25 protein-coding genes are annotated in these 21574 nt (G+C 66.3%); 7 read left to right on the top strand and 18 right to left on the bottom strand.

The features are described from left to right. Positions 1 to 267 precede the first annotated feature (267 nt). The gene (locus ACL03I_RS31060; RefSeq protein WP_355078141.1) at positions 268 to 858 is read right to left on the bottom strand and encodes a TetR/AcrR family transcriptional regulator; all 591 of its coding nucleotides are present in this window, start codon (positions 856 to 858) and stop codon (positions 268 to 270) included. Positions 859 to 942: 84 nt separating this feature from the next. Between ACL03I_RS31060 and ACL03I_RS31055 the strand changes: the two genes are divergently transcribed. Together ACL03I_RS31055 and ACL03I_RS31050 are read left to right on the top strand one after the other, a co-directional pair. Continuing rightward, entirely contained in the window at positions 943 to 1308 is a 366-nt protein-coding gene (locus tag ACL03I_RS31055) for a hypothetical protein (protein ID WP_364425379.1), read from the top strand. A gap of 19 nt (positions 1309 to 1327) precedes the next feature. Continuing rightward, the gene (locus tag ACL03I_RS31050; RefSeq protein ID WP_412807613.1) at positions 1328 to 1984 is read left to right on the top strand and encodes a maleylpyruvate isomerase N-terminal domain-containing protein; all 657 of its coding nucleotides are present in this window, start codon (positions 1328 to 1330) and stop codon (positions 1982 to 1984) included. 112 nt (positions 1985 to 2096) lie between these two features. Here the strand turns inward: ACL03I_RS31050 and ACL03I_RS31045 are convergent, their stop codons facing one another. Next, complete coding sequence (locus ACL03I_RS31045) at positions 2097 to 2621, bottom strand: thioesterase family protein (protein WP_355078144.1); 525 nt, start codon at positions 2619 to 2621, stop codon at positions 2097 to 2099. Next, positions 2618 to 3514 (bottom strand): SCO6745 family protein, encoded by an 897-nt coding sequence (locus ACL03I_RS31040; RefSeq protein WP_355078145.1) that lies wholly within the window; start codon positions 3512 to 3514, stop codon positions 2618 to 2620. The genes ACL03I_RS31045 and ACL03I_RS31040 overlap by 4 nt, the downstream gene beginning before the upstream one ends. A 287-nt stretch (positions 3515 to 3801) precedes the next feature. On the opposite strand from ACL03I_RS31040, the gene ACL03I_RS31035 reads away from it, so the two are divergent. Continuing rightward, positions 3802 to 4449 (top strand): HAD family hydrolase, encoded by a 648-nt coding sequence (locus ACL03I_RS31035; protein WP_355078146.1) that lies wholly within the window; start codon positions 3802 to 3804, stop codon positions 4447 to 4449. 203 nt (positions 4450 to 4652) lie between these two features. Here the strand turns inward: ACL03I_RS31035 and ACL03I_RS31030 are convergent, their stop codons facing one another. The 7 genes from ACL03I_RS31030 to ACL03I_RS31000 form a co-directional block, all read right to left on the bottom strand. Further along, a complete protein-coding gene (locus tag ACL03I_RS31030) occupies positions 4653 to 4976 on the bottom strand; it encodes a putative quinol monooxygenase (protein WP_364425370.1) in 324 nt (107 codons plus the stop codon). A 45-nt stretch (positions 4977 to 5021) separates the two neighbouring features. Continuing rightward, positions 5022 to 6245, bottom strand: a complete 1224-nt coding sequence (locus tag ACL03I_RS31025) for an acyl-CoA dehydrogenase family protein (protein ID WP_355078148.1) — start codon at positions 6243 to 6245, stop codon at positions 5022 to 5024. 192 nt (positions 6246 to 6437) lie between these two features. After that, a complete protein-coding gene (locus tag ACL03I_RS31020) occupies positions 6438 to 7463 on the bottom strand; it encodes a phosphotransferase family protein (RefSeq protein ID WP_397278335.1) in 1026 nt (341 codons plus the stop codon). After that, positions 7463 to 7915: a MaoC family dehydratase gene (locus ACL03I_RS31015; RefSeq protein ID WP_355078150.1), complete on the bottom strand. Its 453-nt coding sequence runs from the start codon at positions 7913 to 7915 to the stop codon at positions 7463 to 7465. The genes ACL03I_RS31020 and ACL03I_RS31015 overlap by 1 nt, the downstream gene beginning before the upstream one ends. Before the next feature lie 156 nt (positions 7916 to 8071). Continuing rightward, positions 8072 to 8695: a TetR/AcrR family transcriptional regulator gene (locus ACL03I_RS31010; protein WP_356964162.1), complete on the bottom strand. Its 624-nt coding sequence runs from the start codon at positions 8693 to 8695 to the stop codon at positions 8072 to 8074. Positions 8696 to 8918: 223 nt separating this feature from the next. Next, positions 8919 to 9833, bottom strand: coding sequence for a D-alanyl-D-alanine carboxypeptidase family protein (locus ACL03I_RS31005; protein ID WP_412807612.1), 915 nt, complete (start codon positions 9831 to 9833; stop codon positions 8919 to 8921). Between the two features lie 144 nt (positions 9834 to 9977). Then, a complete protein-coding gene (locus ACL03I_RS31000) occupies positions 9978 to 10898 on the bottom strand; it encodes an NADP-dependent oxidoreductase (RefSeq protein ID WP_412807611.1) in 921 nt (306 codons plus the stop codon). Positions 10899 to 11072: 174 nt separating this feature from the next. Between ACL03I_RS31000 and ACL03I_RS30995 the strand changes: the two genes are divergently transcribed. Next, complete coding sequence (locus tag ACL03I_RS30995; RefSeq protein WP_412807610.1) at positions 11073 to 11699, top strand: HD domain-containing protein; 627 nt, start codon at positions 11073 to 11075, stop codon at positions 11697 to 11699. A gap of 121 nt (positions 11700 to 11820) precedes the next feature. Here the strand turns inward: ACL03I_RS30995 and ACL03I_RS30990 are convergent, their stop codons facing one another. From ACL03I_RS30990 to ACL03I_RS30975, 4 genes are all read right to left on the bottom strand, one after another. Continuing rightward, complete coding sequence (locus tag ACL03I_RS30990) at positions 11821 to 12585, bottom strand: glucose 1-dehydrogenase (protein ID WP_355078155.1); 765 nt, start codon at positions 12583 to 12585, stop codon at positions 11821 to 11823. Between the two features lie 77 nt (positions 12586 to 12662). Next, positions 12663 to 13508, bottom strand: coding sequence for a helix-turn-helix transcriptional regulator (locus ACL03I_RS30985; RefSeq protein ID WP_412807609.1), 846 nt, complete (start codon positions 13506 to 13508; stop codon positions 12663 to 12665). A 265-nt stretch (positions 13509 to 13773) separates the two neighbouring features. Then, positions 13774 to 14991, bottom strand: coding sequence for an NAD(P)/FAD-dependent oxidoreductase (locus tag ACL03I_RS30980; protein WP_412807636.1), 1218 nt, complete (start codon positions 14989 to 14991; stop codon positions 13774 to 13776). 24 nt (positions 14992 to 15015) lie between these two features. Beyond that, positions 15016 to 15564, bottom strand: coding sequence for a P-loop nucleotide/nucleoside kinase family protein (locus ACL03I_RS30975; protein WP_412807608.1), 549 nt, complete (start codon positions 15562 to 15564; stop codon positions 15016 to 15018). A gap of 212 nt (positions 15565 to 15776) precedes the next feature. Between ACL03I_RS30975 and ACL03I_RS30970 the strand changes: the two genes are divergently transcribed. Beyond that, positions 15777 to 16973 (top strand): L,D-transpeptidase, encoded by a 1197-nt coding sequence (locus tag ACL03I_RS30970; RefSeq protein WP_355078158.1) that lies wholly within the window; start codon positions 15777 to 15779, stop codon positions 16971 to 16973. A 74-nt stretch (positions 16974 to 17047) separates the two neighbouring features. Here ACL03I_RS30970 and ACL03I_RS30965 read toward each other — a convergent pair whose 3' ends face one another. Next, positions 17048 to 17995: a quinone oxidoreductase family protein gene (locus tag ACL03I_RS30965; protein ID WP_412807607.1), complete on the bottom strand. Its 948-nt coding sequence runs from the start codon at positions 17993 to 17995 to the stop codon at positions 17048 to 17050. An 88-nt stretch (positions 17996 to 18083) separates the two neighbouring features. Here ACL03I_RS30965 and ACL03I_RS30960 point away from each other — a divergent pair, with 88 nt between their 5' ends. After that, positions 18084 to 18530, top strand: coding sequence for a MarR family winged helix-turn-helix transcriptional regulator (locus ACL03I_RS30960; protein ID WP_355078160.1), 447 nt, complete (start codon positions 18084 to 18086; stop codon positions 18528 to 18530). Positions 18531 to 18735: 205 nt separating this feature from the next. Next, on the top strand, positions 18736 to 19338 hold the full coding sequence (locus ACL03I_RS30955; protein WP_412807635.1) for a DUF6461 domain-containing protein: 603 nt from the start codon (positions 18736 to 18738) through the stop codon (positions 19336 to 19338). 150 nt (positions 19339 to 19488) lie between these two features. Here the strand turns inward: ACL03I_RS30955 and ACL03I_RS30950 are convergent, their stop codons facing one another. The 3 genes from ACL03I_RS30950 to ACL03I_RS30940 form a co-directional block, all read right to left on the bottom strand. Further along, the gene (locus ACL03I_RS30950; protein ID WP_355078161.1) at positions 19489 to 19905 is read right to left on the bottom strand and encodes a VOC family protein; all 417 of its coding nucleotides are present in this window, start codon (positions 19903 to 19905) and stop codon (positions 19489 to 19491) included. Positions 19906 to 20092: 187 nt separating this feature from the next. Then, a complete protein-coding gene (locus ACL03I_RS30945) occupies positions 20093 to 20848 on the bottom strand; it encodes an alpha/beta hydrolase family protein (RefSeq protein ID WP_412807634.1) in 756 nt (251 codons plus the stop codon). 231 nt (positions 20849 to 21079) lie between these two features. Next, positions 21080 to 21538 carry a nitroreductase/quinone reductase family protein gene (locus ACL03I_RS30940; RefSeq protein ID WP_412807606.1) on the bottom strand — a complete coding sequence of 153 codons (459 nt, stop codon included), beginning with the start codon at positions 21536 to 21538 and terminating at the stop codon, positions 21080 to 21082. Positions 21539 to 21574: the final 36 nt, after the last annotated feature.

The raw sequence follows: 21574 nt of genomic DNA, 5'->3' as shown, positions 1-21574 counted from the left end.
CGCAGGCCCAGTCCGCCTTCGCGGCCTAGGTGATCGACAACAGCGGGATCTCCAGCAGTCCGGCCGAGCCCGATGCACCTCGAAAACCGTGTGAGGCGGCGCGTCGTCTCAGCGAGGCTCTGGTCGGGTACCTGCCCTGAGCGCCCCGGAGGGGCGATAGCCGAATTCCGGCAGCGCGCCGCAGATTGCGCGGACACCGCACCGATAGGTCCTGAGCCTGCTGGTCATTCTGGGGTTGGTCATGTCGAGCCGGAAACGACCGCCGTCTCAGTCGTGGGGATACAGGGTGCGCTCCCAGATGACGGCGACCGTGTCGACGGCCGCGTCCACCGACTCGGGTGCGGCGCCGACGACCTCGTCGAGCAGATAGTGCACGTTCATCGCGACCAGGGCCCGGGCAACCGACACAGCGGGAAGCCGCTCGTCGGCTCGCGTGATCGTCTCGGCCGCAACCTCTTCCAGTGGAGCCAGGAACTCCTGCCACAACTGGGCGGCCTCCGCGTCCCGCTGCGAGGCCACGGCAAGGGTGCGCAACAGGGCGCCGTCGCATTGATACATCCGCGCAGCCGATTCCAGCGCGGCACGCGCGGCCGGGCGGGGATCGGCTGCAGTGCGCCACCGGGCGATGGCGGCATCGGTCTCGGCGCGCAACGGAGCGAGTAGTTCGCGCAGCAATGCGACCCGATCCGGGAAGTACACATAGAACGACTTCCGCGACAATGTCGTCCGGGCCATGATCGCGCTCACGGTCACCGCTTCGGATGCCTGCTCACGCAGCAGCGCGCCAGCCGCTCCCAGAATCTCCGCACGAGCCTCCGCCACGGTGCGCCTACGCCGTTTCACCTCCGCTATTGCCACAGTGGCAGTATAAGCAATACAGTTACTGCCACCATGGCAATAAGGAGTCTCGTGGTTGCCCATACCTTTCGAAGATCAGCGGAGATGACTGCCACACAGTGGTATTGCTCCGTCGTCGGACTGTTCCTTCTCATCCGGTCGCTCACCACACTGCTCGGCGCTCCGGCATTCTCCCTTCCTGGATCGGGATGGCGCGCGGCCCTGCAAGCGGTAGTCGGTATCACCCTGCTCGCCGGGCTGCGCACCCGACCCATCCCGGTCGTCACCGCAGTCGGAATCCTCTACGCGATCGAAACCGCCCTGGGCATCGTGGGCGGCGACGCCATCCTCGGCGTCATCCCGGTCGACATGCGCGACCGCATCGTGCATCCAACCCTCGCGATCACCGCCGCCCTCGCGGTCTTCGCGACACTGCGTCGCACGAAGCGCCGAGGGCCGGTCGATGCCTGACGCGCCTACGGATGACCTCGTGGCCCGGGCCTTCGACGAGGAGTGCACCGCCTGGGTGCGGGCCACCGCCACACTGACGGCACACCAGTTCACATTGCCAACCCCATGCCCACCATGGACAGTCGCCGAACTCATCGCGCACGTCACAGCTGCGATCGCTCGCGTCCCCGACGGCTTGGCCGCTCCCCCGCCCGCCCGCGCGAACCTCGATGCCGCCGGCTACTACCACCCGCGCATCTTCGACGCGACCGCCAACGCCGCACGCGTGTCGGCGGCCCAGGACGCCGCAGCCGCACATCCGAATACAGCGGCGCTCGTCGCCGCCTTCGACCATCAACGCCGCCGCGCTCTGCGCGCCATCGCCGGACAACCCCCCGAGCGGCTCCTCGTCACTCGATGGGGCGACGGCATGACTCTGCGAGAATTCCTGCTCACCCGCGTCGTGGAACTGGCCCTGCACGGCCTCGACCTGGCCAACGCCCTCAGCGCCCCCGCTTGGACCACACCCGCGGCCGCAGCCGCCGTCACCGACTTTCTCGGTGCCGGCACGGCCGCCACGCGCCTTGGCTGGGACCGCACCACCACATTGGCCAAAGCAAGCGGGCGTGCACCACTCACCGCCGACGAACAGTCCGAACTCGCCCGCGCCCGGATACCCTGGCATCAATTCGGGTAGGGAGGTCCTCCACCCACTCGTCCACCGATGACTTTCGCGGCACGAATGCCACTCTCCGAGAGGAATTTCGAGGTATTGCTCCAGTCGAGCCGATGAGCTCGGCCGGAGCTGTTCAGTCCCGCTCGCGAACCAGCGAGGGACGCAATTCGAGCACCCCGTCGTCGGGTCCGAAACCAAGCGATCGAGCGCGCGCGATTGATTCGTCCAGGGCGGCGGCGACCGTGTCGGCGAATTCCGCCGGGCGGCGAGACACCCGATCGACGTTCATGCTCAGGAACTCGAACGAGCTCGCGACCTCGCCGACGGTGCGATTGACCAGATACGAGATACCGCGCGCGACCTTGTCGGTGCGCCCGAGATCGCAGACGTGCACCGAGACCTCATGTCCCACCAGCACTTCCCGGTAGTAGGCGACGTGCTGCTCCATCGCGAACAGACCGAACTCCCCGGACTCGGTGTAGCCGAGCGCACGGTGTTGCTGCCACATCGCCTCGCCGTGCAGACGAAAGTAGTGCATCACGTTCATGTGCCGGTTGCCGTCCTCGAACTCCGGCGGAATCTCCCTGATGAACGCGGCGGGGACCGCGAGTACCCGGGTGATCTCCGGCCGCACCGCGGCCACCTTCGCCCGGCTCATCGAGATTCGGCCTGGATCGCCTGCCGGTAGCGCTCCGACAGCACGGACGGAAATCCCAGATCGCCTTCGATGACCCGAACCGCCAACGACGAGGCCAGAGCGCGCAGACGTGCGCACCCGTCTTCGCCGATCGCCTCGTACGGATAGACCGCCAGCTCGTCGGTCCTGTCCTCGATCGCCCTGCGCCGGGCGGCGCCGTGCTCGCTCAGAGCGAGAGCGCCGTTCGCCAACCACCCGCGGGCACGAAGCCGGTCGACGCCGGATGCCCAGTCCTGCTCACTCCAGGATCGGCTGAGGCGCAGTACCTCGGCGGCGACCTCGCCGGTCGCGCTGTGCGTGATCAGTGCTTCGATACCGTCCAGTCCCTCCGTCGTCAGTAGCGCCACATGGCCGTCACCTCGATACTCCCGCAACAGTGTCTGTGCGTGCCAGAGCACCAGATGCGGTTCGTCGGGCCAGGGCAGCGCCGCATGGGCCGCGAACAGCGCGCGCCCTTGGGGCCGCTCGCGGGCACGTTCGGCGGCACGCCGTGCCAAATCAGCGGCCTCGCGGACGTCGGCGCCGGCGATGTCATCGCCCCACGCCTGCCGCAGCGAACGGTCCACGGCGAGCAACCTAGCGCGCAAGATCGCTGCGGGAGATGCGATTTCCCACGCGGCAGGCAGGGCGACACGCACCGCGGCCGGATTGAAGTTGAAGAACGCGGCGACGGTGACATCGGCCGCCACCGGACCGAAGGCAGCGGACCTGGAGGCGAAGTACATCATCCGCGGATCCGTCAGACCGAGGTCGCGATACATCTCGGGGCCGTGCGGGGTGAAGTAGATCATGCCGTGGATCGGCTCGAGGGCGCGGAAGGTCAGACGAGCACTCCGCGGGGAGACCGTGGTCAAGAGACTGCTCCGATATCTCGTGGTGCTGAAAAGTCGACTTCGATAGTTACCCGAATCCGATGTCACGTTCAAGATACGGCTAGGCGTAGGGGCCGCTCTTCATCGGCGCCTCATACGGTTAGCCCAGCGTTTGATATTGAACATGAACTCATATTCAACTATCCTCGGGTTGCGAAAGCATGCTCGGACTGCCGGACATCGCCCAGTGCTCGGCCGCGCCGCCGACAACTGCACGCACTCGACAACGTGACGCCGCGTCCGGCGGCACGGAGTGGAAAGGAACTCTCATGACCGGTCCCACCTCCGTACCCGCCGAGCACCGGGCGACCGCCGTGCTGTTCGACTTCGGGGGTGTGCTGACGTCCAGCGTCTTCGAGGCGTTCCGAGAGTTCGGCGAGTCGATCGGCTGCGATCCCCGCCTACCGCTGCGCCTGTTCAGCGATGACGTGGAGGCCCGGGCACTGCTGGTCGCCCACGAGGAGGGACGCATGGGCGAGCGAGAGTTCGAACAGGGCTTCGCGGCGCGGCTGCGTGCGCACGGGGTCGAGGTGGACGGAGCCGGGCTCGTTCACCGCATCCAGTCCGGCCTGCGAGCCGACAGCGCCATGATCGAGCTGGTGACCGAAGTCAGGAATGCGGGATTCCGTGTGGGGCTGCTGTCGAACTCACTCGGCGACGACTGCTACGCGGGATTCGACCTCGCTTCGATGTTCGACGCCGTCACCATCTCCGGCGAGATCGGTGTACGCAAGCCATCGCGGCGCGCGTACGACATCGCCTGCGCCCGTTTGAATGTGGAGCCGGGAGCCACGGTAATGGTGGACGACCTGCCACAGAACATCGTCGCGGCCGAACACGCGGGGCTCACCGGCGTCCTGCACCGCGACGCGGCGGACACCATCGAGCGGCTGTGGGCCGCTCTCGGCCCGTCGTGAGTTCGGCGTTCCGCCGATCTACGCTGGCAAGCACCTGTTCAGCGAGAACAACGAAGGGCACCCCGAATGAGCCCGAGCACCAAGGAATCCACCGACATCGTGCTGGCCGAGAACGCGAGCCCGGACGCATCCCATTCAGAGCATTAGCACGAACTTTCCGATATTCGCTCCGGTGAACATCGTGCCGGGCAGTCGTTCGTCCGTCAGAGCGCTCCCAGTTCGGAATCGCCCGCGGGCAGCGCGTCGAAGACCAGCACCTCGGCCGGATGACTGAGCGCGTCGCCCAAGGCCTCGTTGACCTCACGTAACACCGCGCTCTGGCCGTGGGCGCGCAGCGCTTCTTTCGACGCCCATTTCTCGATCATCACGAATCGACCGGGTTCGCCGATCCGTCGATGCAGTGCGTAGAGCAGACAGCCCGGCTCGGAGTGCACCGCGGGCGCGGCCGTCCGCAACGTCCGCTCCACCAGCTCTTCCTGGCCCGGCTTCGCGATCATGGTCGCCACCACCACACAGGGCTCGGCCATACGTTTCTCCTTTTGAAGTGGGTTGTGCCGCTTCGTCCTGTCCGGCTACGGTCGCTTGCCCCATGAAGGGTCGCGGCGGCGCAACTCCATCTGGGCGATCGTGCGCTTGTGCACCTCGTCCGGCCCGTCCGCCAGACGCAAAGTGCGCAGATGCGCGTACATGTTCGCCAAAGGGAAGTCGTCGGAGACGCCACCACCGCCGTGGACTTGGATGGCCCGGTCGATCACCTTCAGCGCGACCTGGGGCGCGGCCACCTTGATCGCGGCGATTTGGACGCGCGCGTTGCGATTTCCGACGGTATCCATCAGATAGGCGGCCTGGAGTGTCAGCAACCGCGCCATCTCGATTTCGATGCGGGACTCGGCAATCCAATCCTGAATGTTGGCGCGGTCGGCCAGCGGCGCGCCGAACGTCGTCCGCGCTTGCGCTCGGTCGATCATCAGGTCCAGCGCCCGTTCGGCCATGCCGATCGCTCGCATGCAGTGGTGGATCCGTCCCGGCCCGAGCCGGGCCTGGCTGATCATGAACCCGTCGCCCTCACCGGCCAGCAGCGCGGTGCGCGGCACTCGGACGTTCTCGAACACCACCTCGGCGTGCCCTTCCCGGTCCTGATACCCGAAGACGGGCAGGTTGCGCAGGACCGTCACGCCAGGGGTGTCGATCGGGACGACCATCATGCTCTGCTGACGGTGCACGGGCGCATCCGGATCCGTCTTGCCCATCACGATGAGGACCTTGCAATTCTTGTGCAAGGCGTTGGAGGTCCACCACTTTCGGCCGTTCAGCACGTACTCGTCTCCGTCGGGCCGCATGCGCAGCTCGATGTTGGTGGCATCGGAGCTGGCGACCGCCGGCTCGGTCATCGCGAACGCCGAGGCGATCTCGCCGTCCAGCAGCGGACGCAGCCACGTCTGTTTGTGCTCGGGCGTGCCGAACAGCGTCAGCACTTCCATGTTCCCGGTGTCGGGAGCGTTGCAGTTGGTCGCCTCCGGCGCCAGATGCGCGCTTCGTCCCATGATCTCGGCGAGCGGCGCGTACTCCAGATTCGTCAGGCCCGGACCCCACTCCGGGTGCGGGTGGAACAGATTCCACAGACCACGCTTGCGCGCTTCGGTCTTGAGTTCTTCGAGAATCGGCGGGTGGAAATGCGGATCACCCGACTCCGTCATCTGTGCGTGGTAGACCGCCTCCGCGGGGTAGACGTGCTCGTCCATGAAGGCGAGCAGATCCTCGCGGTATCGGCGAGATCGCTCCGAGAGCTCGAACATGGCGACTCCTCGTACTGACTGACGGCTGCCTACGCACCGTATTTGAATTCGACTTCAGATTCAACTTCGCCCATTGCCGGGTCCGCCCCGCAATGCCGACGACGCGCGCGATCTGCCCGGCTGCCGAGCCGACCGGCGCCCGCCACGACGGTCTCACCGGGGGCGTCGAGAGTGTGCCGGTCATCGGTTGTTCTACTCGAGTGCTTCGATCCCGATGCGCAACAGCGGTTCGACCCCGGATCCCACGGTCTCGAAGCCGGATCCCACGGTTTGCCCGTGGAGATGGCGGTAGTGGATGCCTTCGAGGATCGCCGCGAGCTTGAAGGCGGCGAGCCCCAGATAGAAACCGAAGTGCGCGAGGTCGCGGCCGCTGTGTTCGGCATAGCGGTCGAGCAGTTCGGCCTCGGTGAGGAACCCGGGCGCGAGCGCCACGTCGCTGACACCGGTGACGCCGATCTCGCCGAGGCGGCGATACAGCAGCAGGAGCGCCACATCGGTGAGCGGATCACCTAAAGTGGCCATTTCCCAATCGATTACGGCGACCACGCGGTCTTCGGAGTCCATCAGGATGTTGTCGAGCCGGTAGTCGCCGTGGACGATTCCATCCGGAGACTGCGGAGGCTGGTGGGCCGCGAGCCTCCCGTACAGCGCGTCCGCACCCGGCAGTTCCCGGGAGTAGGAGGCGTCCAACTGCTTCTTCCAGCGGTGCACCTGCCGCACCAGGAATCCGCTCGGACGTCCGAAATCCGCGAGTCCGGCTGCCGCGGGATCGACGGCGTGCAGAGCGGCCAGAGCGTCGACCATTCCGGTCGAGATGGTTCGCGTCCGGTCGGCGCCGATCGCTGCGAGTTCGGCCGCCGTGCGGTAGGGCGTCCCGATCACCCGCTCCATCAGATAGAAGGGCGCGCCGAGGATATCGGGATCCTCGCAGAGCGTGTAGGTGGCGGGAACGGGTACGCCGGTGCCGGCCAGCGCGGTCATCACCCGGTATTCCCTGGACATGTCGTGTGCGGTTGCCAGCACGTGACCGAGCGGGGGCCGCCGCACGATCCACGCCGACCTGCCGTCGCTGATCTCGTAGGTCAGGTTGGATTTCCCGCCTGCGATCAGGCGGCCGGTGAGCGGCCCGGCGAGCAGATCCGGCTCGACATCGGCCAGCCATGCCGCCAGGCGATCCAGGTCCAAGCCGGGCAGATCCTCGCGGTTACGGTCGCTCATCAAGGCACCAGCACCGCGACTGTCTCGGCGACACACGCGGGCTTGGCGGCGCCGTCGATGTCGACGGTGACGCGGCTGACCGCCTGGAATCCCAGGTTCGCAGGCGCGAGCGAGAGCAACTCGACTCCCGCGCGCAGCCGGGACCCCACGGGAACGGGCGCGGGGAACCGCACCTTGTTGGCGCCGTAGTTGACGCCCATCGACAACCCTTCGACGCGATAGATCTGCCGGGTCAGCATCGGAATGAGAGACAGCGTAAGAAATCCGTGGGCGACGGTCGTGCCGAACGGTCCCGTCGCCGCTTTCACCGGATCCACGTGAATCCACTGGTGATCGCCCGTCGCGTCGGCAAAACGGTCGATCTGTTCCTGGGTCACGGTGTACCAGTCGCTGTATCCGAGGTGAGTTCCGATGGCCTTCTCCATCTCGGCCAAGCCCTGGAATACCTTCATCGGTCGCTGTCCTTCCGTCCTTGTCCCGAGGTCCGCCGGCCACATAGACGACCTGGCCGGACACGAATCCCGCTCCCCCGCTCACCAGGAACGACACCGATGGCGGTCTTTCCTTCGAACGATCGCTTATCAACGCTGCCCACCCTGCGCGATATATCAGTCCGATTCGAGCTGCAGCGCGTTGACCCACAGCTGCGTCAGGGTGGTGACGAGCTTCTCGAACGGGATGCGCTGATTCTGGACGAAGACCAGGTAGGCCATCCGGCTCACCATCACCGACAAGGCGTGCGCGGTGATCATGGGATCGAGGTCCGCGCTGGCCCGGCCGGATTCCTGCAGCGCGCTGATCATCTTCGCGTTGCGCTCCGCGAAAGCCTTGCCTCGTTCCATCCGCAGCTCGCGGAAATCCTCGTTGATCAGGGCGACCTCCTCGAGCACGGCCATCAGGCGCGCGTTGCGCTTGTAGGAGCGAAGGTAGTCCCGATTGGCCGCCTCGATGAGGTCGCGCGGGTCGGTGACGCCCGTGCGCCCGCGAACGTGAGGGTGCAGCATCTCTTCCTGCACCTGCTCCGCCACCGCCGCGAAGATCTCTTCCTTGCCGTCGAAATAGGTGTAGAACGACCCCGACGCCGTCCCGGCGGCCTTGGAGATATCGGAGATCTTGGCATCGAGGTATCCGTCGCGCTCGAATACCTCGCGCGCCGCGGCGATCAGCGCGGCGCGTGTGCGTTCCCCGCGCTTGGTGCGCGGAAGTCCTTTACGAGACTCGGCCTCACTCACAACGGACTCGGACACCAACGCTGGCCACTCACTGTCGGTCGACGGGACGTTTGTCGCGTTCACGGTATCACCGCGAACAGCGCGAACAGGTGGTCGAGGCGGCGCGCACCGCCACCACCGGAGGGCACTTCGTCGCCGAACGGATCCGGTCCTCGAAGCGGCATGACCACAGCTGGAGGCCGACATCGGAACCGGATCAGCAGAGGGCTCACCGCATTCGGCGCTAACCGATCGGCAGCGCGCTGAAGATCGGGTTGTAGGCCCAGTTCACCATGCGCTCGGCGTCATCCTTCGCGGCAGCGCCGCTGTCGGGTGAGCTGTGCAGGACCACACCGATCAGCGGTATTCCTGCCCTGACCGTCTCGAACAGCAGGCAGGTTCCCGCAGCGTCGGTGTATCCGGTTTTGATGCCGATAGTGCCGGGATAGTCGTGCAGCATCCTGTTCGTGGTCTGCCAGAGGTGAGCGCGGTTGTCCGGGCCGGCGGGCACGTGATAGCTCTGCGAACTGACGATCTCCCGGAACACCGGCAGGCTCATCGCGCGCAGGCCGAGGGCGACCAGGTCCGCCGGTGTGGAGTAGGTGGAGTGGTCGGTGGGGGCAGGCAGCCCGCTGGGGTCGGCGAAATGTGTTCCCGCCAGGCCCATCTGACGCGCGGTGTCGTTCATTTTGGCGATGAAACCGTCTTGTCCGGGCCCGTAGGCTTCGGCAAGGGTATAGGCGGCGTCGCAGCCGGACGGCAGCATCATCGCGTACAGGAGCTGTCGCGCGGTGAGCACCTCGCCGGGGACCAGGCCTGCGGTGCTTCCGTCGTACTCGGTGTCGTAGGCGATGATTTCCTGCGGCACGGTGATGGCCCGGTCGAGGTCGCCGGCATTGATCACGACCAGTGCCGTCATCACCTTCGTGATGCTGGCTATCGGGACCGGGGTGTTCGGCTGTCGCGACCACAGCACCGTGCCGGTGATTCCGTCTGCCAGCGCCGCACCCGCCGCCTGCACCGCATCCGGCCCAGACGTCAGCCAGGGCAACTGAATATGGGCGTCGCTCGCGGCGGGGGCGGCCGCGACACCCTGACCGGCCACCACAACCAGCGCCCCGGCGACGACAGCGTGCAACAATCGAGCAAATATCCGCATCGCCACATTCTGCCGTGTCATTTCCCTGATTAACGGCATTTCATCGGTCGAGTTGCCGCGTGACTTCGGCGACAGCATCTAATGAGCTAATCCAGGCGCCTCCGAGCTGGACGCTTCGGTCGACGGCCGAAACAGCTGGTCTCGTCAGTCCGTGGTCACCTTGACGATCGTTCTGCCGCGGGTGCGCCCGTCGGGGCTGAAGGCCGCGGGGGCGTCGGCCAGGGAGCAGACGCTGCTGACGAGCGGGATGAGTCGGCCATGACGGAGGCGGGTGGCCAGTTGGGCCAGTTGCTCGCGGTTGGGCTCGACGACGAAGAAGATGGCTCGGCCGTCGTGAGGCTGGATGGTGGGTGGACCGGCGATGGTGACGAGGGTGCCGCCGGGGCGTAGTAGCGCGGTAGAGCGGTCGCGGATGTCGCCGCCGATCACGTCGAGTACCACGTCGACCTCGCCGACGTCCTCCAGGAGCTCTCCGTCCAAGTCGACGAACTCGTGGACGCCGAAATCTCGGGCCGCGTCCCGGTCGGAGGCTCGGCCGGTGCCGATGATGTGGGCTCCCGCCTCCTGGGCGAGTTGCGCGGCGACAGAGCCGACGGCGCCACCGACTCCGTGGATGAGGACGGTTTGGCCGGTTTCGAGGTGAGCGTGGTCGAACAGGGCTTGCCAGGCCGTCAGACCGGAGATCGGTAGCGCGGCCGCGGCGATGTGGTCGACGTCAGCGGGGAGCGGGGCCAGGTTGCGGGCTTCCACGGCGGTGTACTCCGCGAGCGAACCGTTGCGGGCCCAGTCGGTCGGCCCGAAGACGTGCTGGCCCACCGTGAGTCCAGTGGTGCCGTAGCCGAGCGCGACGACTACACCTGACAGTTCGTGGCCGGGGACGCTCGGGGTGCGGTCGCGACCGGCGCGATCGGTCCACGTCCCTGGCCAATCGAGCTCGCCGCGGGTGAAGCCGGCGGCGTGGACTTGCACGATGACATCGTTCTCAGCGGCGTGCGGGTGGGGCAGATCGGTCAGGGTCAATCCGCCGATGCCAGCCTCGCGATCCCGGACTGTGATGGCTCGCATGAAGGTCCTTCCGGTCGTCGGAGTACTGGTCGGCTTCGACGTTACGCACTTCAGGTCCACAATCGGCGGGCCAGTTGAAGGTGCAGCCGATGGCCCGCCTTCAGTAGTGATGGCCGACGATCGGGCCGTCGGAATGGATCAGGAGCACGGGCCGCCACGCCGTACTGTCGAAGCATGAGCGTTGTGGACCACCTCGTGATCCCCGACACGGCCGCCTCATCGGCCGCCCTGGAGGTAGCCGCCGCCTACCACTCCGCCGCCCTGCTGAACCACTCGCACCGCGTCTACATCTGGGCGGCCGCATACGGCAGTCAACAGGGCATCCGCTACGACACCGAACTGCTGTTCACGGCTGCCATGTTCCACGACATCAGCCTCGTGCCGGAGTTCGACAGTCACACCGTCTCCTTCGAGGAGGCCGGCGCCCATGTCGCCCGGGTGTTCGCCGCCGGCGCCGGTTGGCCGAGCGAGCGCCGCGAACGCCTCGGCGAAGTCATCGCCGGGCATATGGGGCCTGACGTGGACGTGGCCGATGATCCCGAAGGGCACTTGCTGTCGCGGGCCGCGGCGCTGGACATCGTGGGAAAGAACATCGACGATTTCAGCCCCGCCTTCCGTGCCGAGGTACTCCAGCGGTACCCCCGGCTCGGGCTCGCCGACGAGTTCCTTGCCTGCTTCCAGGCTCAGGCCGACCGTAAGCCCGGCAGCTCCGCCGCACGCGCAATACAGTCGGGCCTCGCGGTCAGAATGGCCGCGAACCCCCTCGACGCCGGTTCCGAGCACACGCCCGATGAGAACTAGTGTCGGCTGAGGTCGTCGACTCAGCGCGGCGATCTTCGAGGGCATACGTGATACGCCGCCCTCGAACGCGCCCGCGGTCAGCACGGCCGTCTTCGGACAAGCTTTTCCTGCCGAAGCTCGGCTACAGCACCGCTGCCGGGATGACCGAGATCAGTCCGCCGTCGACGAGGATGTCCTGTCCGTTGATGTAGGACGCTTCGTCCGACGCGAGGAAAGCGACCGCCGCCGCGACATCCTCCGGGGTGCCGACCCGGCCGGCGGCAACCGTGGTGGCGATCGTGGACTTGATCTCGGCGGATGCTTCGGCCTGGAAGGCTGGGGTGTCGATGTACCCAGGGCTCACGGAGTTGACGCGGATGCGCCGGGTTGTCAGATCGGCGGCGAGGGTCCGGGCCAGACTCTGCACCGCGGCTTTGCTCGCGGTGTAGAGGGCGGCGGCGGGCGCGCCGCGATACGCGGCGAAGGACGCGTTGATAACGATCGCCGCACCGTCCGGCAGGAGGGGCAGCGTCTTCTGGATGGTGAAGAACGCGGCCTTGAGATTGGTGTCGAGGACACGGTAGAACTCGTCTTCGGTGACCTCCTCGATGGTCTGGAACGCGCCGATGCCCGCGTTCGCGAACACCACGTCCAACCGGCCGAACCGGTCGCGGATAGTCGTCACCAAGGTGTCCAGATCGCTGAGGTCGGCTGCGTCACCGGCAATCCCGATCGCCCGATGCCCGAGTTCGTCGACCGCCGCGTCGAGCCGGGCCTTGTCGCGCCCGGTGACGATCACCTTCGCTCCTTCGGCGATGAGCCGCCGCGCGGTGGCCGCCCCCATGCCGCTGGTGCCGCCGGTGACGAGTGCGATCTTGCCGTTGTATCGGGAGCTGTCGTGCGTCATGGCTCCAGCGTGCCGACCCAGCCCCGAAGCAAACAGTGCGCATTTATGGTGGGTGTGGCACCACCACCTTGCGGCCGTCAGGCGGGCGAGGCGACGCGCCCGCGGTGTAGCCGTTCCAGGCGCTCGCCGGTCGCGGTGCCCGGCCTCGGGTTGTACAGCACGAGTTGCCATTCGGGATGGTCCGCGACCGTCAACGTCGTCGCGTCGAAGAACAATTCACCGACGTCGGGATGACGCAGCGCGTTCACCGCCTGCTCCGGAACTCCGACTTCCTGCCGCTCCCACAGTTCGGTGAATTCCGGGCTCATCAACCGGAGATTGTCGACCACCCTGCGGAAATCGGTGTCGCCGGGGCAAATGCCCGCGCTTGCGCGATACGCGGCAACGATGGCGGGTGCGTTCGCCGCCCACAGCTCCTCCATGGCGCGATAGCGAGGATTGGTGAAATACGTGAGGAGGCAATTGTGTTCGCCGTCGCCGTAGCCGAACACCATCCGGGCGGTGTCGTTGAACCTCAGCACATTCCAGTACCGATCGCGCAGTACCGCGGGCCGCCCGTCCCAAGCATCGATCAACTGCTGCACTTCCGGCGTGACGGCTGTTACGGGCGCGCACTCCGGGGTGGGCGGATTGAGTCCTGCCAGCAGGTACAGATGGATTCGTTCCGGTTCGCTCAGCATCAGGACTCGGGCGATCGCATCGAGCACCTCGTCGGAGACGGTGATGTCGCGCCCCTGCTCCAACCAGGTGTACCAGGACACCCCGACTCCGGCCAGCACGGCGAGCTCCTCTCGCCGCAATCCAGGCGTGCGCCGCCGGCCCGTCGCCGGAATCCCGACATCCTCGGGCCGCACCCGCGCCCGCCTGGCACGCAAAAAGTCACGTAGCAACTCGCGGCGTCGTGGCACGGCTTCGCTCGTCATAAGCCACGGTAACAAGCGCCCCCGGCGTCGCGTCAGACCACCACCGCAGATATTCCGCCGTGGGCTACCAGACCCCGGCCGGATACACGTCCATCTGCAATCACCGATGACCGGCTCAGCAGCGAATATCGGTGCACTCATGCAGCATGTGCGGACTCCCACGAATTGGGATTGTTGCCGTTGTCCCCGAACTGCTGCGGGTCGGCTCTATTCGCTGGACCCCAATATCGCGGCTTGGCCTTTCTCTCGATCGGGATACCGAACCTTAGTGTCCGTACTCGGGTGCGGCCTGCAGGTCGGGTGCGGCGGCGGCCAGCAACGCGTCGCGGTCGCGGTTCAGCGGAGGGTAGATACGGCGAGTGTTGATGGCGCGCTTGGTGTCTTTGGCTGCCTCGCCGCATGCGACCACATGGCGGTCCCAGCCCTCGGTATACACCGCTCCTGCCGGTCCCAGATCGAGAACCGTTACATACCAAGGGATCCGCAACGGCTTCATGGGCTCGCCCAGAAGATCGCCGATGACGTTGTATCCCGCCCATCGGCCCATCGGGCGGCTGTGCTGGCAGGACATCACCGACATATGCTCGTCGTCCATTTTCGCGGCAGCGACGTCACCTGCGGCGAATACCCCTGGCACACCGCAGACACGCAGATAATCGTCGACGGGCAGTCGCCCCAGCCGGTCACGGTCGACGCCGAAGTCCGCGGTCAGCAGGCTGGCCCGCATGCCCGCACACCAGACGACAGTGGCGGCGGGCACCATTTCACCCGAGGAAAGCGTCACGCCGCGTTCATCGATGGACATCACCCCGACGCCCAACTTGGTCTCGATCCCGCTGGAGGCCAACGCCGCCTCGATGACCGGTCGGGCTGATACACCCATGTCCGAGCCGACGAACGGGTTGCGGTCGACCAGGATGACCCGCGGTGCGACGGCACGCGGGGCAAAGACGTCGGCGAGCATCGCGGGCAGCCCGGTCGCCTCTTCGATCCCCGTCAAACCCGCCCCGACGACGACTACGGTGGCGGCCGCCGGGTCAGCGGGACCCTCGGCGAGCCGGCGCAAGTGAGCCTGCAGTCTCGTCGCTGCGTCGTGGGTATCGATGTCGAACCCGAACTCCCGCAGGCCAGGGATATCGGGCTTGACCACCTGGCTGCCCAACGCGAGCACCAGCCGGTCGTAGCCGTGAGCGCCCGCGGTAGATTCCACGATTCGCGCCGCAGCGTCGATCGCCGTCACTTCGCCGGTGATGTGCTCGATTCCGACCGGATCGAGAAGAACGCCGAGCGGGATGCGGGATGTGCTCAGATCGGTCTCATAGTCACGCACGCGGATGTCGTGGTACGGCGTGGAACTGATCATCGTGATATCGACGGTCCCGCCCGCCACACCGAGCTCGTCGAGCCGCCGGGCCGCCGCGAGCGCCGCCCACAGACCCGCGAACCCGGACCCGAGGACCACGACACGCGACGGATCGGTCACTGCAGCGCGCTGCACATCGTCATTCTAAACTTCGTGATCGTTGCTGCCGCTGGTCAGGACGCTGGACGTCCCGAGGTGACGGAGGCGCCCGAGCAGGCGGCGCAACGACTGATCGGGTCTCTCGCCAGCCGTGTCGAGGATGATGTGGTCCCGATCCCACGGCTGATATTCGCGGTCGAGCACCTGCTGCCATTCCGGCAGCGGCAGGTCAGGGATGTCGACCGATCGCGAAACGACACGGTGCCGATGCTCGGCCGGATCCGAGCAGATCACCTCGATTTCCACCGCGGCGACACCGGCATCTCGGGCAGCGCCCAGCCAGCTGTCGCGAGTGATCGGCAGTGGGTTCACGGATTCGGCGATCACGGTCAACCCCTGCCGAAGATGCTCCCCGGCCAGCGCGTACCCCACTACATAACCGGCAGGCCCCACGGGATGCTCGGCCAGACCTGATCGAACGATCGCCTGCTCGATGGTGTCGACCCGCAGATGCACGCCACCGATCCGCGCCGCCAATAGGCGCGCCAACGTGGTCTTACCTGCCCCCGGAAGTCCGCCGATGACGATGAGCATGCGACCTATCCTGCCAGCGCCCCACAGCCGACCAGAGCTGCCGGCAATCGCTGCCGATCCACACTCGGGAGAACCCCGATCAATCGAGGAACGGTATCGGTTGTGCGGCGGATCGGTGGAGATGCTGGTCGTCGGTCTCACGGGCGGCGCGTAGCTGTCGCATGCTGGCGGACAGAGGTCGGCCCCAGCACCCCGGAGAAGGGAGATAGACGGTGGCATTGGGACGTCGTCGGCTGTTGATCGGCTTCGCCGGTGCGGGTGGTCTCGCCTTGGCCGGATGGGGGTGGGCGCGAGAACTCGCGCCGCCACCCACACCTGCCACAATCCGATTCGACCCCACCCCCGGCACCCAGGATGTCGAACCGCGCAGTCTCGGCACGGTCACCGTCACCGACGGGACGCTGCGATCGGTCGAATGGATCGATGAAACGGGCAGATCGCTGCCGGGCGTATCGGCACCCGATCATCGAACCTGGACCAGTGCCGAACCACTCGGCTACGGACACACCTACACCGCGAAAGCCGTCGCTCAGGGCGAAACCGGCGACGTCGCCGCGACGACAACCTGCGCCACGGTGCGACCGCAACAGATCATCGACGTCTCACTACGCTCGTCCAATCTCGTCGAGCTGGCCGAAAACGACACCTACGGAGTAGGTTTCGTGCTCGTCGCCCATTTCGACGAACCCGTGGACCGGACCGCCGCGGAACGCTACCTGAAGGTCACCACCCAGCCTGCCGTCGCCGGCGCCTGGTACTGGCTCGACGATCAGAACGCACACTGGCGGCCGGAGCACTATCACGCACCGGGAACCAGGATCACGATCGCGGCCGAGTTCTTCGGCCGCGCGCTCGGCGACGGCCGTTACGGCTCGCGTGACCAACAAGTTTCAGTGACCATCGGACCTGCGCACGTCGCGGTCGCCGACGACGACACCAAACAGATCGAGGTCTTCGACAACGGAAACCTCGTGCGCACCATGCCCACATCGATGGGCATGGGCGGCACCGCGGTCGTCGGCGGCAGAGTCATGTCGTTCTGGACTCGCCCCGGCATCTACACCGTGCTGGACCGAAACGACCCGGTGATCATGGACTCCGCCACCTACGGCCTGCCCACCAACTCCGCGCTCGGCTACCGCACGAGCATCAACCACGCGGTCCGCATCAGCCACGACGGAATCTTCGTGCACGAATTGGCCGCGAGCATGTGGGCGCAAGGAAACACCAACGTCTCACATGGCTGCCTGAACCTCTCCCCCGCCGACGCCACATGGTTCTACGACTTCGTCATCCCCGGCGACGTGGTCGAGGTCCGCAACACCGGCGGCGAACCCCTCGATATCTGGCACAACGGCGATTGGAGCATCCCGTGGACCGACTGGCTCCGCGGTGGCGGCCACACGTGACCCGAACGAGAAAAGGCGGCTGATCCAGCGCACGACACTCGAGCAGGTGTCCCGGCCGGATCGGCGACGGTGATTCATCCGATGCAGACGACACTCTTGCCGCGGGTCACTCCGCCGGCCAGGTTCGCGATCGCGGTCTCGACGTCGGCGAGGGCGTATTCGGCGGTGATATCGATGCGCACCGACCCGTCGGCGACCAGCGCCATCGCGCGAGTGGCGCTGTCGGCGAGTCGCTGCGGGTGGGTCTGGCTGCCCAGATTGCTGTTGTAGGTCATCAGCGACTGGCCGTGCATCAGCAGGTCGTTGGCCGAGACGGTGACCGGTTCGAAGGTGGCGATGTTGCCGTAGACCACGATCCGGCCATGGGCAGCCAGCCGGGCCAGGCTCGCGACCCGCGTCGGTCCTCCGATCGGGTCGAGGATCACGTCGAAGGTTTCCGCACCGATGCCATCGGGGAACTGTTCTCGCGTCAGCACCTCGTGGTAACCGAACTGACGCGCGTAATCGAGCTGACCGGAGTTGCCGACCACGCCGACTATCCGTTCCGCGCCGGCGGCAGCGGCGAACTGCCCGGCCAGTGATCCGACACCACCGGCTGCGGCGTGGATCAGCACACGGTCCCCGGCCCGGACCCCGCCGACGGAATCGATCAGGTCGTAGGCGGTCGGAGTCACCCATCCGAACCCTGCCGCGGTGCGTGCGTCGACGCGCGAGGCATTGATCGCCAGCACCGAAGGCGCGGTCGCGACCTCGGCGTAACCGCCCCCGCCGACCAGCGCGACGACCTGCTCACCGATCCGGCCTTCGTCCACGCCCTCGCCCACCGCGATGATCTGGCCTGCGGCTTCGAAGCCCGGCACGAACGGGCGCGGCACCGGAAAGTGCCCGCCACGCACCAGCACGTCACCGTACTGCACCCCCGCATAGGCGACGCGGATCGCGACCTCGCCCGGACCGGCCACGGGCTCGTCGATCTCCGAGATCCGGAAGGTGTCATCGGTGTCCAGCACAACAGCCTTCATCACATACAACTTTCTGTGTTGACTCAGTATCCTGATACTGAGCACTTAAGCAGTATCAGGATGCTGAGTCAACTTAGGGAGTTGTGACATGGTCGACGTGCCCGTCGAGGAATACGTGTGCACGCGCATTCGCCGAGCCGAGCAGGCGCTCATGGCCCACCATGAGGCGGTGCTACGCGGTTACGGACTGACCATGACCCAATACACGGTGCTGCTGATCTTGTCCCGCGACGACGCCATGTCCGGTGCCCAACTGGCCCGCGCGTGCGGGGTCACGCAGCAGAGCATGGCGACTGTCTTGACCGGCATGCAGAACAAAGAGCTCATCGACCGGCAACCGTCGCCCGTCCACGCCAAAGTCATGATCGCCACCCTCACCCCGACCGGCCGCGACCTGCTCGACCGCGCCTATCAGGAAGTCATCGTGCTCGAACGCGCCCTCACCGATCGATTCACCCCCGACGAGCACAAACAGTTCTGCGAATTCCTCGACCGCGCCACCGCGACCCTCATCGAGCAGACCCACACCACCTGAACATCCGCTCCCGCCGCCCCTGGAGGGACTGCGGATCCACGTGCGAGATAGGCCCAGAATCCGGACCCGGCCATGGATGTCGGTGGCTCATGGCAGCGTCAGCCGCTATGACTGCTTCAGCTGATGACGACGCCTGGGTTGATGATCATGGACTGCGTTTCCCGACCTCGATCGGGATCAACGAACCGGGGGCGTCGTGAACGCCATGACCGGTGGCCTTGGGTGGATGTACGGCCGGGATCTGCCGCTGCTCAGCATCACCTTCGCGCGTCAGATCAACGCCCGGGAGCTATTGGAGCGGATGGGCGTCGACCAGAACACCGTGGCAGTGCGCGAGCAGGATGACTTCCACTACGAGCTGGGCGGCCATCTCTACGTATCCGACGGATATGTGGTCAGCGCAGGGCATTACGGAAGCTGGGCCTGGGTGTGGGAGCACGGTAGTTGGAAATGCATCGAAGACCGAGGACTGGTGCTGCGCGCCTCAGTCGGAACCGCGGCATTGGTGCTGAACGCCAGCGAGAAACCGGGAGTGGTGTTCCGGTACGCCGAGAACGGCCGCCTCATCACCGGACTCGACACCACGACCAGCCTCGTCCCAGCCGACCGGACAGGCAGCGACATGCACCGCTTCGACACCGAGATGCAGGCCCTCGGCGCCCGACCCGAAGAACACGAATACGGTCCCTTGGGGTCCCGCGGAATGTTCTACAGGCTTGCAGAGAACCTCGGCGTCGGGGTGCCTCTGGATGACCTCAACGAACGTCCCGTTCTCAGCGGCCGGCTCCTGCCCCCAGCCTCGCGGTAGCTGCCGAGTCGCTCAACACGCGCGCCGCCGTTCCTCGCCTCGGAAGCACAGGACGGTCAGCAGGCGCCGATGACCAGGTCCCACAGGTCACCGATCGTGATCTTGGCGGGAATCCCATTGCCGCCGACCGGCATGTCGGCGGGCAAGCGATCACTGTTTGCGCACAACCAATTCCAGCGCGATGTTGTCCGGATCGCGGAATTCCAGAATGTACATGGGGCCCAGGTCTTTCACTCCCGCGTGCGCGATACCGAGTTCGTCGAGCAAGGCAGCCGCCGAATCGAGATCCGACCGAGTGGCGAGGGCGAAGGCGAGGTGGTCGAGTCCTACTCGATCTTCGTCGAACTCGTCACTGGCGACCGGGCGAAGTCCGAGCAGTGCATCACCCATCTGGTAGATCACACCGCCGAAGAGGAACCCATATCGTGCACGGGTGGCCTCGTCCGCGTCCGCGGGACACTCCCAAGCGATCGGCCATCCGAAGACAGCGTCATAGAAGGCCCGGGATCTGTCGATGTCGGTCACTGTCAAGCGGACATGGTCGAACGAACTGGTGGAGATCGGCATGATCGAGATCATGTCATGATCACCCGGCTCGGTTCAGGCGACCAGACCGCGCGATCTTGTCACTCCGCCGCTGGCGATCTCGCGCATCCACCGTGACGCCCCGAGCGAGGTCCGCAGCCGGCAGGCGAGCGGTCTACGGCTGAGGTATCGGCAGCCGGCTCGCGCCCGGCCGCCGATACCTGTCCCGTCAGGCCGGTGACGTGTCGACCTGGCCGAGATGCCGCGCGAAGAACCGTGCCGCGCTGTCGACCTCGAACCTCGGTACCTCGAAATGACCGCCCGCGTTGGCGTGCAACGTCTTTTCCTTCGAGGCGAAGGCGTCGAACAACGCGAGACCGGATCGACGGTCGAGCAGCTCATCGTCCCACTGGAGCAGGAACTCGATCGGGACGGTGATCTGTGCCGCCGCCTCGACCAGGGATTCATGCCCCAGGCAGCCGAAGACCGCCGCGATGATCCTGGGTTCGACGGCCGTCAACGGCACCCCGATCCCGGTACCCTGCATGATGCCCCAGAACCCGACCCGCCCGTCCGCGCCGATCTGCGGCAGTTCCTGCAGGGCGTCCAGCGTCACCTGCCATTCCGGCACGGCGCGCTCGGCCAGGTAGGTGTGCAATTCGACGATGATAGGGCCGATCGGCTCGCCCGCAGCCTGAGCACGCCGGAGGACTGCGATCCGCTGCTCGTCCTCCGTCGTTCGCGGCCGGTCGCCGTGTCCGGGTGCGTCGATGGCGGCGGCGTGGAAACCGTAGCCGGTCACGAAGTGGTGCGCCCGGCCCACGATGCCCGGCGCCCTCTTATGCTGGCCGCCGCTGTGCGCCATGAGCACCAAGGATGCGGGGCCGGAGCCGGATCGGGGCGAGAAGAGCACGCCGGGTACCTCACCCACAGTGAAGTCGCGTTCGATGACACCGTTCAACGATGTCTCCGCAGTGAAATTCACAGAACGCATAGGTTATTGCCTTTCGGGATTGCCATGTTCGCGGCGCTCCCGGCGACACCTACGTCAAATCGCCCAACCGTGAAGAAGATGTGGAGCACCCACTGGATACAGCGTTGATGGGTCTCACCTCCTCATGCGATGTCACGGGCTCCCGGACGCTATCAGCTCGAGAGTCATGTCGGCCAACCCATTTCCAGTACCGCGAGGCCGGTCTCCCCGCGGCGACGCCACTCACCGGCGTGGGCTGAGAAGGACCAAGGGTATCTGGCGGGTGGTCCGCTTCTGGTAGGTCTGGTACCCCGGGTACGCTGCGACGACCTCTGGCCACCGCCGGTCGCGTTCCTGCGGGGGGAGCACGCGGGCAGTCATCGGTTGCTTCGCGCCGTGCTGGAACGACACCTCGACCGCGGGATCGGCACACAGGTTGTGGAACCAATCCGGGGAGATGTCGTCTCCGCCCCGCGAAGCGACGATCAGATAACTGTCGTAGCCCTCCACGACGGGAACGGTGAGGATCACGATGCGCGGCATCCCTGTTCGCCGTCCGGTCGTGGTGAGAGCCAGGGTGGGCATCTTCTTGAATCGAGTGCCGGCACGGCCGCCGCTGATGTCGAGCAGCTTGCGGTGCGCGGTGGTCACGGTCTTGAGGTACAGATCGGTGGCCGCGCGAAAGCGGCGGGTATTCGGCATCGGGGTACTCCTCGGTCGGTCCGGATCGTCGGGAAC

Source organism: Nocardia sichangensis, from assembly GCF_047200615.1.
In the GTDB taxonomy this organism is placed as follows: domain Bacteria; phylum Actinomycetota; class Actinomycetes; order Mycobacteriales; family Mycobacteriaceae; genus Nocardia; species Nocardia sichangensis.
Note: the sequence above shows the minus strand (reverse complement) of the source record. Positions and strands in the feature narration are given on the sequence as shown.

What these genes read in the sequence shown, in the direction of transcription:
- ACL03I_RS30955 (WP_412807635.1), top strand. Translation starts at nt 18,736, where the DNA reads ATGACCGGTGGCCTTGGGTGGATGTACGGCCGGGATCTGCCGCTGCTC.
- ACL03I_RS31045 (WP_355078144.1), bottom strand. Translation starts at nt 2,621, where the DNA reads ATGAGCCGGGCGAAGGTGGCCGCGGTGCGGCCGGAGATCACCCGGGTA.
- ACL03I_RS30965 (WP_412807607.1), bottom strand. Translation starts at nt 17,995, where the DNA reads ATGAAGGCTGTTGTGCTGGACACCGATGACACCTTCCGGATCTCGGAG.
- ACL03I_RS30995 (WP_412807610.1), top strand. Translation starts at nt 11,073, where the DNA reads ATGAGCGTTGTGGACCACCTCGTGATCCCCGACACGGCCGCCTCATCG.
- ACL03I_RS30985 (WP_412807609.1), bottom strand. Translation starts at nt 13,508, where the DNA reads ATGACGAGCGAAGCCGTGCCACGACGCCGCGAGTTGCTACGTGACTTT.
- ACL03I_RS31015 (WP_355078150.1), bottom strand. Translation starts at nt 7,915, where the DNA reads ATGAAGGTATTCCAGGGCTTGGCCGAGATGGAGAAGGCCATCGGAACT.
- ACL03I_RS31055 (WP_364425379.1), top strand. Translation starts at nt 943, where the DNA reads ATGACTGCCACACAGTGGTATTGCTCCGTCGTCGGACTGTTCCTTCTC.
- ACL03I_RS30975 (WP_412807608.1), bottom strand. Translation starts at nt 15,564, where the DNA reads ATGCTCATCGTCATCGGCGGACTTCCGGGGGCAGGTAAGACCACGTTG.
- ACL03I_RS31035 (WP_355078146.1), top strand. Translation starts at nt 3,802, where the DNA reads ATGACCGGTCCCACCTCCGTACCCGCCGAGCACCGGGCGACCGCCGTG.
- ACL03I_RS31025 (WP_355078148.1), bottom strand. Translation starts at nt 6,245, where the DNA reads ATGTTCGAGCTCTCGGAGCGATCTCGCCGATACCGCGAGGATCTGCTC.
- ACL03I_RS31000 (WP_412807611.1), bottom strand. Translation starts at nt 10,898, where the DNA reads ATGCGAGCCATCACAGTCCGGGATCGCGAGGCTGGCATCGGCGGATTG.
- ACL03I_RS30950 (WP_355078161.1), bottom strand. Translation starts at nt 19,905, where the DNA reads ATGCCGATCTCCACCAGTTCGTTCGACCATGTCCGCTTGACAGTGACC.
- ACL03I_RS30960 (WP_355078160.1), top strand. Translation starts at nt 18,084, where the DNA reads ATGGTCGACGTGCCCGTCGAGGAATACGTGTGCACGCGCATTCGCCGA.
- ACL03I_RS31005 (WP_412807612.1), bottom strand. Translation starts at nt 9,833, where the DNA reads ATGCGGATATTTGCTCGATTGTTGCACGCTGTCGTCGCCGGGGCGCTG.
- ACL03I_RS31030 (WP_364425370.1), bottom strand. Translation starts at nt 4,976, where the DNA reads ATGGCCGAGCCCTGTGTGGTGGTGGCGACCATGATCGCGAAGCCGGGC.
- ACL03I_RS30990 (WP_355078155.1), bottom strand. Translation starts at nt 12,585, where the DNA reads ATGACGCACGACAGCTCCCGATACAACGGCAAGATCGCACTCGTCACC.
- ACL03I_RS31020 (WP_397278335.1), bottom strand. Translation starts at nt 7,463, where the DNA reads ATGAGCGACCGTAACCGCGAGGATCTGCCCGGCTTGGACCTGGATCGC.
- ACL03I_RS30940 (WP_412807606.1), bottom strand. Translation starts at nt 21,538, where the DNA reads ATGCCGAATACCCGCCGCTTTCGCGCGGCCACCGATCTGTACCTCAAG.